10 protein-coding genes are annotated in these 14203 nt (G+C 44.5%); 2 read left to right on the top strand and 8 right to left on the bottom strand.

What is annotated here, in order from left to right; translation table 11 throughout:
* Positions 1 to 2: 2 nt before the first annotated feature.
* The 8 genes from tadA to JNK13_04085 all read right to left on the bottom strand — a co-directional run bounded on the left by tadA (position 3) and on the right by JNK13_04085 (position 10375).
* Positions 3 to 1457, bottom strand: a complete 1455-nt coding sequence (tadA, locus tag JNK13_04120) for a Flp pilus assembly complex ATPase component TadA (GenBank protein MBL7661921.1) — start codon at positions 1455 to 1457, stop codon at positions 3 to 5.
* 220 nt (positions 1458 to 1677) lie between these two features.
* Positions 1678 to 2541, bottom strand: coding sequence for a Flp pilus assembly protein CpaB (gene cpaB, locus JNK13_04115; GenBank protein MBL7661920.1), 864 nt, complete (start codon positions 2539 to 2541; stop codon positions 1678 to 1680).
* Between the two features lie 245 nt (positions 2542 to 2786).
* A complete protein-coding gene (locus tag JNK13_04110; protein MBL7661919.1) occupies positions 2787 to 3644 on the bottom strand; it encodes a hypothetical protein in 858 nt (285 codons plus the stop codon).
* Positions 3637 to 5478 carry a hypothetical protein gene (locus JNK13_04105; protein MBL7661918.1) on the bottom strand — a complete coding sequence of 614 codons (1842 nt, stop codon included), beginning with the start codon at positions 5476 to 5478 and terminating at the stop codon, positions 3637 to 3639. The genes JNK13_04110 and JNK13_04105 overlap by 8 nt, the downstream gene beginning before the upstream one ends.
* Before the next feature lie 6 nt (positions 5479 to 5484).
* Complete coding sequence (locus JNK13_04100; protein ID MBL7661917.1) at positions 5485 to 7410, bottom strand: Tad domain-containing protein; 1926 nt, start codon at positions 7408 to 7410, stop codon at positions 5485 to 5487.
* Positions 7411 to 8541, bottom strand: a complete 1131-nt coding sequence (locus JNK13_04095; GenBank protein MBL7661916.1) for a pilus assembly protein — start codon at positions 8539 to 8541, stop codon at positions 7411 to 7413.
* Positions 8542 to 8619: 78 nt separating this feature from the next.
* Positions 8620 to 8796, bottom strand: coding sequence for a pilus assembly protein (locus tag JNK13_04090; GenBank protein ID MBL7661915.1), 177 nt, complete (start codon positions 8794 to 8796; stop codon positions 8620 to 8622).
* 127 nt (positions 8797 to 8923) lie between these two features.
* A complete protein-coding gene (locus JNK13_04085; GenBank protein MBL7661914.1) occupies positions 8924 to 10375 on the bottom strand; it encodes a hypothetical protein in 1452 nt (483 codons plus the stop codon).
* A 141-nt stretch (positions 10376 to 10516) separates the two neighbouring features.
* Here JNK13_04085 and JNK13_04080 point away from each other — a divergent pair, with 141 nt between their 5' ends.
* A complete protein-coding gene (locus JNK13_04080; protein ID MBL7661913.1) occupies positions 10517 to 13426 on the top strand; it encodes a DEAD/DEAH box helicase in 2910 nt (969 codons plus the stop codon).
* Positions 13416 to 14177: a hypothetical protein gene (locus JNK13_04075; GenBank protein MBL7661912.1), complete on the top strand. Its 762-nt coding sequence runs from the start codon at positions 13416 to 13418 to the stop codon at positions 14175 to 14177. The genes JNK13_04080 and JNK13_04075 overlap by 11 nt, the downstream gene beginning before the upstream one ends.
* Positions 14178 to 14203 lie beyond the last annotated feature (26 nt).

The raw sequence follows: 14203 nt of genomic DNA, 5'->3' as shown, positions 1-14203 counted from the left end.
CCCTAAGCATCTGGTGCGAAGATCGATCCATCAAGTTGCTTTCCTTCCTGCTGCATGCGGCGGAAAAATTTAGGAACATAACCGGTAGCTTGATGTTTGCCTCGAGTTTTACCCTGATCATCAAAGCCATCCTGTCTAAATACAAAAATATCCTGCAGTTGGATACGCCCATCATCTGGGTCAAGTCCAACGATTTCAGCAATTGCTGTAACTTTTCGTGAACCACAGCCTAAACGTGACTGTTGAACAATCACATGTACCGCACTAGAAATTTGCTCACGAATAGCTCGCACTGGAAGGTCCATTCCAGCCATTAAGACCATTGTCTCTAAACGAGAAATCATATCGACTGGCGAGTTGGCGTGACCAGTAGTCATTGAACCATCATGGCCTGTATTCATCGCCTGCAACATATCTAAAGCTTCTGCACCACGACATTCGCCGACGACGATTCGATCCGGTCGCATCCGAAGGGCATTGCGCACCAGGTCACGTATCGCAATTGCACCCTTACCTTCTAAGTTAGGTGGGCGGGTCTCAAAAGAGACAATATGTTCACGACCAAGTTGCAGTTCTGCAGCATCTTCAACAGTAATTACGCGCTCACCTTCGGGAATAAATCGCGCCAGCACGTTAAGTAAAGTTGTTTTACCAGAACCTGTGCCACCAGAGATCACAACATTTAGACGTTGGGTTACGACGAGGCTTAAAAAGTCTGCCATTCCACGAGACATTGATCCAAAATTAACAAGGTGGTCGATGGTTAAAGGGGTTTTTGCGAATTTACGGATCGTTATGCACGGGCCCTTAAGCGCAAGTGGCCTGATTACGGCATTCACTCGCGAGCCGTCTTTTAAACGCGCATCAACAAGCGGTGAACTCTCATCGATTCTTCTGCCGATTGGCGAAATAATTCGCTCAATCGCCGAAAGCACAGTTGCCTCAGAAGAAAATCTAAGTGGAGTTAAGGCTAACCTGCCACCACGTTCAGCAAAAATTCGGTCATAACTATTGACCATAATTTCTGAGACTTTTTCATCGGCAAGTAGCTCTTCAAGCGGCCCGAGACCAAGTGCTTCATCCAAGACGTGCTTAATTAATAGTGCTCGATCGAGTCCAGCTGGAATTTCCCAGCGCATTTCATCCAAAATACGCTCGACCATTTCTGCTGTCTTGGCGCGCAGCTCGAAATCCGTGAGTTTAAGAATATCCTTGCGGCGTAAGTCAAGGCGATCAATCAACTGTACGTGAATTTTTGCGCGTAGCGTGAATTCTTCGTTATCAACAGGCCCCTTTACCTTGCTTTCAGCCCGTTCAGTCTGACTTGTCTGTAGCGCTGCCCTAATCACAAAGCGTCCAATTACGATGCGCTGATTATGCTTAATCTCATGCTCAACATTTGCAGTAAGCCGACGGTCCTCTAAATATGTGCCGTTAGAGCTACCAACATCAGACACGGAAAGTTTAACTTGCCCCTGGGAGTCCTTGCCGAGGCGTATTTCTGCATGCTTACTAGAGACGTCTCGTTCTGCTAATACAATGTCATTCTCGGCAATTCGCCCGATTGTGCAAGTTGCATCATGAAACAGCTTGGTCTCAAGCACCTTACCATCGGACTCAACTACGACTTTATACTCCATGCCCATCCTCGTTTTGCTAACTTACCATTGAACGTTACTAGCTTTTTGGAACTGAAAGGCCTTGGCGTTTCTGGCTTTCCATCAACTCACGCATTGAATTTTTTAGGTCCTCCGGGTTTGGCCGTTGAATGCGTGACTCAGCAATTAAGCGAGCAAACTTTTCGCGCTCTTCTGCGGAAAGTAAATCCAACACATTAGAGATCGCAGGAATTTCTTGAATTGCGTCATTACCACTATTACGTAATAAAATATCAATCTTTCCAGTCTGCCGAGCATAGGTTAGGCGAGCAGCATCGGGAGCTGTCAGTAATAATGTGAGCGAATTATAGCGCTGAGTACGAGTTACAGTCGCTCCAGTTTCTTGCTCAACTACGGAATAACTTCCTGTGGCGATTACCTGGACATTCTGCAATAGCGCTGTAGAAAATTTGCCGCTTAGTCCTGGAACGCCAAAAGTTAACAAGATATCAATGCGGTCGCCAGAAACAATCGAGCCAGAGAGCGAACTTGTCTGATCTACCGGAATTGTAACGGCACGAAAGTTCTGTCCTGTTACGAGATCTGATAATTTATTTCCAACTGCGCGCCTGAGCGTGAAATAACTTTGCAAGATGTAGTCGCCTGGTAAGACGTCGACAGCGAGTTCTTGTCCAAAATATTGACTGATTTCAGCGTCAGAAATCGCAACTTTGGGCTTGTAATTTTCGGGAACCTGCACTGTCTCAACATGTTTACTGGAGAGACGTTCTCCACTCGGGATCGCGCTCTTGGCACGCACTACTTTGATTGCGCGCTTAGGTGTCACTTGTGCGATACGCTCCTGAATGTACCAGTTATTCAAGAACAACGCGCCACCAGCAATCAGAATCGCAATTAGTAATTGTTTTCTTTTATTATCCACGTCGACTCTAGCTCCTCATAAAAAATAAATAAAAAATGTCCTAAAATCAGGGCAGCGGCCGGGAAATACAATAGTAAAACGGCCGCACATATCCTCGTATCGCTTCCGGAAAAACTTTGAAAAACGGAATTAACGCAAGCGAAACAATCACAACTAAAATTATATACTCTGCCAGTGCCTGTCCTTGCTCTGAGCGTACTCGAGCATAGCCTAATCTGATTTTTTTTTGCGAATTACGCATAGCTTTACGTGTTATTTCCTTCGCCTATACCAATTGACCCGGCTACTCTGGTTACCAGTGCTGAAACTCGACCAGAAAGTTTGCTCTGCTGAAAAAGTAAGGTTACATGCTCAGAATCGGAGATAAATTCAATCATCGCCCCTGATTCATCTGCAGCCAAGTATGAACCTGTTTTCTCCCTATAGCCATTTCCTATTAATTCCCTACGATAGAAATCTAAGTTCTCACTAATGTTTCCAGGCAAAGTGTAGGTAGAGTGATAACTAGTATTACCTAAATCCTGAGAAACCATTACAGCTCCACCCTGACCACCAGTTGGAATTGGAACATTCGGCACAGCGCCTTGCAGCTCAAAGTCCTGTGTTACTGCACTAATTTCTGCTGCGCCCTTAGACACAAAGCCAGTTGTGCGATAGCCACTTGAATATTCTTGGCGCATTTTAGGAATTACAGTCCAAAGCATAAACGCGTAGCGTTCATTAGTCGCTAGATCTCTAGCAACTAACACCCCGCGTTGCCGATCCACAATTCCAGCGGTTTGAAAGCCAAGTTGTTTCCAGCGCTCCTCCTGTTGGCGGAGAATCATCGCTGGGTTTCTTTCAGATAACACGCGATATAATTCTACCGGCTTGCCATTGATGCGCGTTGCTCCTGAACCGACACGCTCGAGCTCTATTCCAGACACTAGGTCTGAAATTTCTACCTCGTCATTAGTCACTGGATAGTACTCTCGTGCCAAAGCAACTTGCGGCGCGCGTAAACCCCGCACCAAGCCATAAGCAAAAGACAAGCAGATGACGCTTAAGACTAGCGTTAAGCCATAGATTTTAGCTGCGCGGGAATAATTTAAACGCTTAGTCATAAAACTCCGGCTTCGGTGGCGGATTATGATCCTTTTGCTCTTGAATAAAGTCGTTAAAGTCTCGCGTATATGTCGATGACTTACTCCCAGTTGATCGATCTCCTGTTAATTCTGAAGTGTGTGGATAGGCTGCAGGCCTGACAGCTGGTAAACGTGGGAATGTAAAGTCTACGCTATCGAAACCAGGAATTCCATTCATCCAATCGAGCACATCGAGAAGTGGATTATCGAAGACAAAATCCTTTACCCAAGAAAGCACGTCATCTACTGGAGAAAGCAGATCAACAATCGGTTCAAGCTCTGGGACTACAGCCGTCAATGGATCAAACAGTGCAGTTAATGGAGTTGGCAATACGAAATAACCAAAAGTGCGGCGTCTTAACATTGCCTCATCAGACTCATCATCCATTTGGTCATCATCACTACCAAGTCCACGGTAAGGCCCAAGTCCACCGCTACGCCGCTGGATGTGCCAAGGCTCGGTGACGAGAAAATAGCTCGAGCTTAATACCTTATTTGAAGTGCTCCAACGCGCACGTGCCGCAGAAAAAAGGCCCTTCTCTGCGGTATATTCCACTGTAACTTGCACATTTGAGTCATCGATCAAAGGTGATTCTAAACTGTCTTCTTGGTCGAGCGCTAAACGCATCGCTCCATTAAATAGTCCCGGAGCAAGTGGACGAAAGACTTCAGTAATAAATGGAAAGTGATCAATTGAGAGCTCAAAGCCATCCCAAAGCAGTAAATATCCTCCAGGGATTACGCCATTCTCAGTCGCATCGTAGTGCAGCATTTCATTCAAATCACGCTCAGCGTTTCTCTCATTTTGCCAATTCCGACTCGAGCTGCTCGAGTCACGAATATCGTCTGCGACGTCTTCGAGCACGTCGAGAGCCACACTCGAGCCTAGGTAGCGCCCCTTATTCTCCAAGCGTGTAAGATCGCTGTCATTGTTCCAAAGTTGTTCTTGCGACTCAAAGCCATCATTAATTTGGCCAACAGTCTGGTTAAAAGCTGACTTCACCTTAGTATCAAAAAATGAATAAAACTCTCTGGCCACAAAACCCTGCATGGTTTGCTCCAGCGCATCAGCAGTCTTTTGTCCATTCTCCACTCGTTCAGAAATCGCTCGAAATATTTCCTGTGGCTTAAAGCCCTTGGCTAACTGAAAGGCAAAGTATGAGCTGTAAATTTCAGGGCAGTCTTCAGCCGTAAAAGGCGTAGCAAAGGCTTGATACTTAACGTTACTTTCAAATAAATCTCGCATCGTTACACAGAATTTTTCGCCAAATTGGTGCTTCTTAACTAACTCCAGGATTTTTTCAGTTGCCATGAACTTCGGGCGCTCAGGTAAAGCCGGAGGTAAAAGCTTAGTCTCGCGACTTACGCGCACGTCTGTAAACTGTGAGGCTAATGCCGTCTCCACAGCGTTCAGTGACTCCTTCCAGGCGAGCATGAAGTTTGGAGCAGGCTCGGTCCAAGTTTTGCGATCAAATTTTTCAGACCAGTTACTGCCCAGCCAGGCAAATAAATCGTCAAAGCCGCCAAGTTCAATATCAGTGCGCTCAACATCAAGCTTATTTACTTCCTTGGGACGGTGAAATGTTGCTGGAGTATCAAGGTCAGTCAGCGGATCGCTATTCCAAGTTTTACCAACCCATGTGCGTTCGAATGCAATATAGCGTGCTTCTTGTTCAGCCCAGTAATCGAAGTTAAGCAGGCGGTTAACGTAAAGCATGCCTGCGCCTAGAGTTAGGAAAACAAGTAGCAAGATGGTAAATTCTACCATCGATTGTCCTAGCTCAGAATTTTTACGCTTACGCTCTCCTGACATAGTTCCTTAGTTCGTAGGCTTTATTGGAATTCCATAACTACCAACAAATGGAATGACTTCTTTAAGCATTGCTTGTGTATCTTCACTATCAACCGGTGCAAGCCTTGCAACCCAGTAAGGATTAAACAAATTAGGTTTTTCGTCAGGTCGATTAGGATTGCGTTGATAGTAAACCTGCGACCGTGCAAGTGCCGATAACGGGTATGTATTTCCAATACCTAGACCTGAGATCGTGCGCACATCTTGTTGATCCTTAACTCCATAAACTGCGATTGATGGCCCAGCTAAGAGATTATTATTATCCCCACCTTTGGTCCCAGTCGGACGCTGCTCAGCGCCAGTTTGATCGTAAATATAAGTTGAAAACCCGACGTTATTTAAATCTGTTTTCCAGTCGTAGCGTGGAACACCATCTTCAAATCCCTGGTCACAGGTATCTGTAAAGTAACTAAAAGCATCGCCCCAACAAACATTTGCCAGATAATTAAAATAACGCACTCCGCATGCAGCAGTGTAATCAAACGAGCCATCCCAGTGATCGTCCACCCAAGCTCCGCCTGAAAAAGCGCCGCACAGTGCAGAAACTCCCCCTAAGACAAGACCACTTTTTTGTGACAGTGCTGAATTGATTTCATTGAGCGAACATTGACCAGAGTTCATTTGACATTCCCAGAAGCGATCCCAGTCAAAGTCTTCAAAATCCGCGCGGTTTGCATAATTGCCAATGTCAGCAAATTTTTCACCGCTAGTGTGCCCCCAGACAGCTGGAATTCCAAGCAGGCCAGTCATATTACCGAGACTTAAATCTAAGCCGAAGAAATTTACTTCGCGCATGCGCTGTCTTGCTATGACTGGAACTCGCGCTTGATCGAAGTCATCCTCCTGGCCGTACTGGGCCTGCGCGCCAAGAATAGCGTGTGACTCAAAGTCACAATCACATTCTGTAAAAAAACTTCCTAAACAACTCTCAATACACTTCTCAACTTGAAAAATAACTAGAGCGTCTGTAATCCAACCAGGCAGGATCTCACCAAAGTTGAAACTACGAATTAAATTCTGTTGGCCCTCACGATTACGTCCGATTGTAAAACGATCCAATGATGCTTCCGTTAAAGCGCCAAGTAAGACTGGATGATCATCTGTGTTCGACTCCTCACCCATGACTTTATTGAACGTGGAATTAAATGTATCAAATGGAGCTTCACGCTTATCTGGGTCGTCAATCACCCAGTCTACAGCAGTCATTAATTCATCCCCACTCATTGTTTCACTTGCAAGCCCCAAGACAGTCGTGGTCTTAACCTTAGGGTCCATTTTCTCGGCAACTTTCTTTACCACTTCAGCACGTGATGCTTGCATCGCCACAAAAAGTAAACCCTGATAGGTCGAAAGTGCGTCAGTGTTATAAATTTCGATATATTTATTAATATCTGAATTGGGATCTCCATTATCTTGGTCGAGTAGATCGTTTAACTCGTGGTTAAAAGTATGGAAAAATCCATGCACTTGATCTAAGCCGGCACCGATTTGGTCGACCGCGTTAGCCACTCCATAGAGTGGTGGGAATAATTGAATAATGCCTGCTGCTATATAAAGCGTGCCCACCAAGGAAGCCAAGCCATGATCGTAAGCATCAGTTGTTGCCCAAAGTGCGGTGTTGAAAGCCATCATATCGTAATTGGCAATAATCGCCCGATTAATGTAGGCAGCTAAATTCATGTAGCGTGCTTCAATCACAGCAGCCGAATACGCTGAAGCATCCACCGTATTTTGCAGGCGGATTTTCTGCGAGACCATCATGCCCACGTTAGCCACGGTAATAGCGATCATTACCAAAGAAATTGCCATGATTAGGCCGATGACAAGCACCTGCCCGCGCTGATTGACACGCTTATTGTTCCTCGCAGAATGTCTCCGCAGTGCTAATAGCATTTAGTCCTCATGCACGTAGTCAGATTGAAGTCGCATGGTGTAATGCGAAACTAAGGGAATGCGATACTCAATATCTTGGTAACTGCCGCTGCGACGCAATTTATTAGTCTGTGCCGAATAATAATCTAAATTGTCGGCTTGATAACTATTACTCTGAAAAAGGTTATAAAGGTGAAAAATCATCCGATTAACGAGTGGGATCACCAGTTGATACCAGTGCGTTACTTGAATAGTGAGGATTGCCTTTTTCTGTTCAATCGGATCATCGAAAGTGACAACTTGGCCAGTCGTTAAGCCTTGTTTATTTAAAATCTTAACTTCAGTGATTGCCTTGTTTGCATAAGTTAGACTTGGATCATTATCAGTTTCTCGTGCAGCCAAATAATTGTCCATTAAGCCACGACGATGATCGGCTCGACCGTGCTTAGGAAAAACCGCAAGCAAGGAAATACGCGCAGCTTCACGCATTTTATCGAGGTCACCACCATGCACAATCCCTGAGCGTGCTGCATTAAAAGCAGCGTAGCGAACTAATGATTGTGTATTCAAAATCATTGCTAACTGAATTAGACCTAATAAAACAAAGAGAAAAGTAATACTGATCAGCACAAACTCAACCATCGCCTGTCCAGCTTCCTTTTTTGCAGCCTTACCGCGCTTAGTAGTTTTATGCTTCTTGTCTTTTCCATCCTGGTCACGAAAAACAATGGCGACCGCAATCAAGCCCGCAATTACGCCAATCACAACTAATCCAATCCAGGACAAACCAGTGTCAGGAAAGAAATTCTGTCCAGAAAGTCCGACTCCTTCAGGACGAAGTTTTGCTACTGGGTCTGCCGCTTGATCGGTTCCACCCCCTGCAGCTGTGCCCGAATCAAGCGTATTCACATCAATTTTCTCAGCACCGCCTCCGGGACGAACTTCACGCTCTGCAGAGGTAGAGGTTTTATCAGCATCTTTCATCGTGCTTAGTTCTGCTGATGCATTTTTGAATTTATTGCCGACGCTACTGCCGAAAAGTTTAATTCCGGCAAGAATAATCAACGCCACTAGAATCGTGACAATAATATATTCTGCAAGGCCCTGGCCTCGTGCATTGAAATACCTGACGTGGTACGGCTTACGAACCACGAAGCACCTGGTAAGCAAAATCAGACTACGCAAAAAAGCCGACTGATTGAGAGTCGGCTTTGATAGTGTTTGCGTAATCTATCCTTTCAATTCGTCGATTTCGTTTGTAGCATTCGAGAATTGATTCGTAATACTCTTTCCAAATAATCGCACTGCTACAAGCACGATAATCGCAACAAGAATGACGATAATGATGTATTCGGCCATACCTTGGCCACGTTGGCCGCAGAGACGATTACGAAGAGATTTAAGCATACACTATACTCCTTAGAGCAAACGACTGAAGTAGTAAGGCTACGTGAACACTGTCTCGTAGCTACCAATAAGTAACTGTTATATTCCGAGTGAAATTATATCTCAAGCTAAAGAAGATATTTACTCTCTATAATGCTCGTAAAATCTCAAGGGCAATTATATCAGTAGGCTGTGACAAGTCTGACACGAGCTGGCGAATCGAAGTTGAAAGAAACTCTTCAGCTGATGTGAATGAGCAAAGTGCGCGATTATCAGTGTAATCTTGAACTATCAGGGCAGAGCTTAAATTGCGACTAGCATTGTAGGTAATTCTCTCGATTAAGCTGAGTTTTTTTACAAAATCCAGAGACTTGCCTTCTACTAGCACTTCAAATCCTGTTAACTGCGAGAGCTGATCGCCTAAAAATTCACGCTGTTTTGCTTCAATCGCCGATATAAGTAGTAATCGGCCATGAACGGGCAACGCTCTGCACGATTTGATAATTTTAAAGAGCGCAACTTCAAGCTTTAGTAATTCACTTTCTGATAGCGTACCAGTGCGAACTCGATCATTTCCAAGTTCAGCAATATATTTCAATGCGGTAAAATAACGTAGCAGCTTGAGACTGCCTTCACCACCGATGGCCTGCAAATATTCCTCAGCAGATTCTTGAAATAATTGTCTAAACTGGCGATTGTCAGTTGCCTGCTCACTACTAACAAGCAGACTAGCGATCATCTCCTCAAAATAACCAAGTGGCAATAGCTTTGAATGCAGATCGTGCTTAAGCACAAAGAGCTTATCAGGCTGATCTTCAGGAAGTTCGAACCAAATATCTTGAATCTGCAACTCACTGTAAACAGCACGTGGCTGCAGTTCTTTACGAGCTAGTCGTTGCTCAACTAAGACAAAAGCCTCTTGGTATTTGCGTGCGAAAGCTTGCCTAGCTTCCTGCGCAAGTCGCTGCACCGAGGTAGTCTGACCGAAGTTACTGAGCTGGCTAAGCACACTCATGGCCTGATGCTGCGCCGAACAAAATCGAGTCAGAAATTCAGTTCTTAAATCTGATCGCTTGGAAGCAACATCAATTACAGATGTTCTATGTTGCCAGTCATAGAGTGCGTTAATCAAATTAGGCACAACAAAATCAAGCTCTGCTGTTGCTGTAATTTCAATCTGGTCAATGAAATTCGTTGCAAATCCTCGCTCAGCAAGGCGCTCTAACTCAATCGCCAGAAAATCAGGCGGGTTGCCTAGCAAGGCACGACGTGCTTGGTTTGCACTTAAGCTCATCGTCCACTGTGGTAAACCATCGACTAGATATCCTGCCCGGATGCCACGATATAATCCAGGATTAAATTTAGACTGAATTTTGTAGGAGTTGAAGATTGACTCAAGAAATTCACGCGTAATCTCGGTATCAAAGAACTTTAATACACTGGTGTCAGCGTAGATTAGATAGCCTTGATTAATTCGTTTCCAGAAAGAAGATTTGAAGTCCGGTGGATAAAACCAGGACACATCGAGCCATTGCCGAAGCGATAAATCTGCGGTTTGAAAGCCAATTGAACGTCTTTGTCTAAAAGTATTGGCAAGCATTGTTATTCTCTGTTATATTGCAGCGCTTTTTTTAATTACAGTGTAAAACAATTTTGCGTTCAAATCATCATCAAATCTTCGGTAACAAGAGTTCGATCTCTTCTTTATTTAACTTAAAATATTCAGCTGGGCTGTATTTTCATGCTTGAAGCAACAATTTTAACTGATGGGTCGTGCTTTTTCTGGTCCAGAGATCTCGACTGTTCGCAATTTAATAGCATCAGCGTCAACCCTGAGGAATCATCTGCTACGATACAAAGTATTAAATTATGGTTGCCTCAGCACAAAACTCCAGGCACAGGTACGCTAGAGCTTTACTCAGAGCTTACAGTCAGCACAATCACCGGCTTAGTGATTAACCCAGAAGAGTTAATCAATTCAGGACTGCCAACTACACTTGCTGGATTTAAACTTGCACCATCTGCAAACTTTATCTTTTCTCTACTCGAGCTTACGATTCAAACCATCAGTGAGGGACACTTTCTACCTGAATACAAAACAGGTTACTCGACACAGTGGAAGACTGACCCTGAAATCACTACGGCCTTATTGCGTCAAATTGATCTTAACGATCTACCGCTCAGTTTATTTGCTCAGTCCGCTGAAGCCGTTACCCACTTTAGTGATAGCGCAATCTCCATATTTAACGGTGCTTTTTCTTCAATCCTTGATCGCATCATTCGCGATCTTTCGCACTCGCGGCTGGAAAATACTACAACGACCTTGCATCAGTACATCGATCCGAAGTACCGCTCTAAAAATTACCTTCCAGCGGGTTTAGGCGCTACGGTCAGTGGAGTTATCCGTGACGACATTCGAGTGATCTTTTTCCTTGAAGCGCCTGCTAAAAATCAAAAACTCTGGAGCTTAAAACCAGGCATCGCGCACCCCAATGCGCTGCCGTGCTATTTCGGAAAGAATAATCGTGAACTTGTAGAAATTCTGACCGCATTTTTCAATAATGATTGGAATGAGTTCGATCAATATATCAGCCAACAAATCCTTAGCGCGCAACAAATCTTCAGTCCGCTCTCGCAAATGCTCGTAAGTACTGTGCCGCAAGCAATTACTCTTAGCGAAGCGGAGGTAATTGATTTTGTAACCCGTGCATTAGTCGAACTAGAACGCAATGGCTTTGCCATTGAAATCCCCAAAACCTTGGCACAAAACGCGCTACGTCCTGAGATTGTTGTAAATATCCAAGCGCCAGAAGAGCTAAATAACCTTAAGCTCACTGGGAGAAGCAAGGATTTATTTGATTTCTCTTGGAAAATTGCACTGGGTGAAACTGAAATGTCGCCACAAGAGTTTCGCGAACTAGTCAAAGAAAATGAACGTTTGCTCTATGTAAACGACCGCTGGTTTCTACTGCCTGGATCGCAATTTCTTAATTCAGAAGCACAGCTACAAAAACGCTTTCAAGATCCGAATACTGACTTACTAGAACTATTAAAGTTAAGTCTTGGCAATGAACAGCTCGACCCCTTACTGGGCGGTATCCGACTCTCTACCCGTTCCTGGCTAGAAAAGTTGATTGACGGCAATTTGCAGCTCAGCGCTGTTGATGAGCCCGGTAATTTCGTGGGAAGCCTGAGAGAATACCAGAAGCAAGGTCTGGGCTGGCTCTACTCTCTCTATAAGCTACAAATTGGTGCCTGTCTTGCTGATGACATGGGCTTAGGAAAGACTATTCAATTCTTGGCCTTGATTGCAATGACACAAAAAGACCGTAAGGGACCTGTGCTGCTTGTCGTCCCGATGTCAATTCTTGAAAACTGGCGTAGAGAGGCTGCCAAGTTTACTCCTGAATCAAAACTCTATGTGCATCATGGACAGCAACGCCTGACTGGGGCAACACTACTCAAGCGCATCAATGCAATCGACATCGTTTTAACAACATATGCGATGGCTGTGCGTGAGGAAGATCAGTTATCGAAGATTGGTTGGTCGATTATCGCCCTTGATGAAGCACAGAATATTAAGAATATTTCAACCAAGCAGACAAAGGCGATTCGTCGCATTGCCGAGACTAGCAAGGCCACAAACCGCCTCGCCCTCACAGGAACTCCACTAGAAAATCGCCTCGAAGAACTCTGGTCGATTATGGATTTTCTTAATCCGGGATATTTGGGGACAAAGCGTCAATTTAGTTCGCGCTTTGTTAACCCAATTGAGAAAAGTAAAGACCAGAAATCAACTGAAACACTAGCTCGTTTAATTAAACCCTTTCTGCTGCGTCGCTTAAAGAGTGACCCGCGCGTAATCCAGGATTTACCTGAAAAAATCCTCATCCCAGTTTATACTTCTTTAACAACCGAACAAGCAGCATTGTATCAAAGTATTTTACGCCAAGAACTTAGTGAGCTTCAAGGTAAAGCAGGCATTGAGCGCAAAGGCATCATTTTGCGAACGATCACGCGACTCAAGCAAGTCTGCGATCATCCAGCGCTCTTAACAGGAAGTCAAAAAACACTCCGAGCACGTTCCGGGAAAATGGAGCTACTACTCGAATTACTGGAAACGATTCTCGAGGAAAACGACAGTGCGCTAATCTTTACTCAATATGTCTCAATGGGTAAGCTTTTAAAACAAACCTTGGAGGAAACTTTTAAGATTAAGGTTGCCTTTTTACATGGCGAGCTCTCCAGGACTGAGCGTCAAAAAATTGTTGATAATTTTCAGCAAAGCACTGAACCTCAACTCTTAATTCTTTCATTAAAGGTGGGCGGAATCGGTTTAAATTTAACTAAAGCCAATCAAGTAATACACTTTGACCAATGGTGGAATCCGGCAGTTGAAGATCAAGCTACCGACCGCGCCTTTCGCATTGGACAATCGAAAACTGTTTACGTCCGCAAACTAATTTCCCGGGGCACACTTGAAGAAAGTATTGCCGACAGACTTGAAGAGAAGCGTAAATTAACAGCCTCAATTGTTTCAACGTCATCTGATTTCTTAACTGAGTTAAGTGATGATGAGCTTGTCGACCTCTTACAGCTCTCTGATAGCGTTGAACAATTTGATAGTAAGGAGGTCCTGAGTGATATCTGAAGCAATCGCAGTTAGATTATTCGAGAGCGCAGCAAGTCAAGCGATCGATCTCGCTCGTCTGAAGACAGACGTCCTCGCAGAGCCAGGACTGATTAGTATGAACCTGAGCGATCTAACGCATGGCGTTGTTAATACTAAAATCACCGTTGACCCACTAGCTGCGGATCAGTGGAACCTTGTAGTCGATGCAATTGCCAAAAACTCATTTATAGCTCATGCAATTAGGAATTCACAAATCGAACTCGAATCAATTCAACTAATTAACGTAATCTGCGAGAGTCAGGTCGGCTTTAAACCAACTGGTGCTAACTTTCTATGCTCATGCACAGTCGAACACTGCACACATCTACAGACACTATTTCAATACTTGAGAGCCAATTTGCACTTAATTTTTAAACTCTATGGCCAAGACTTCCATGAGTTGCAAGCAGCCGTGCTACTCCGTAGGAAGCATATTTTGTCCGAATATTTTACTAGACCAGAAGATCAGAACCAACCTGCCCCACCTACTCAAAATGCCCTTGTAGAAATCTCCCGATTCTGGGGCAAGGACAGAATTTTCATCGACTCTACAAAATTAAGTGCCGGAGTTGAAATTCCCGGGTCGATTTTACACCGAATCGATGCGAAGTTAATGCCTGATACCGAGCGCAGTGAATTTGAAGAGCTCTATCAAGAACTGTCACGACGCTCTCAAAGTGCTCAATTCCTATACAAGCGAGCACTGAGCAAGCTCCCCATCACTAACTAATGCAGCTTGCCAGATCCTAGGCTATG

This window comes from bacterium (assembly GCA_016786595.1).
Classification (GTDB): Bacteria; Bdellovibrionota_C; UBA2361; order SZUA-149; family JAEUWB01; genus JAEUWB01.
This window is presented reverse-complemented; position numbering and strand designations above follow the sequence as displayed.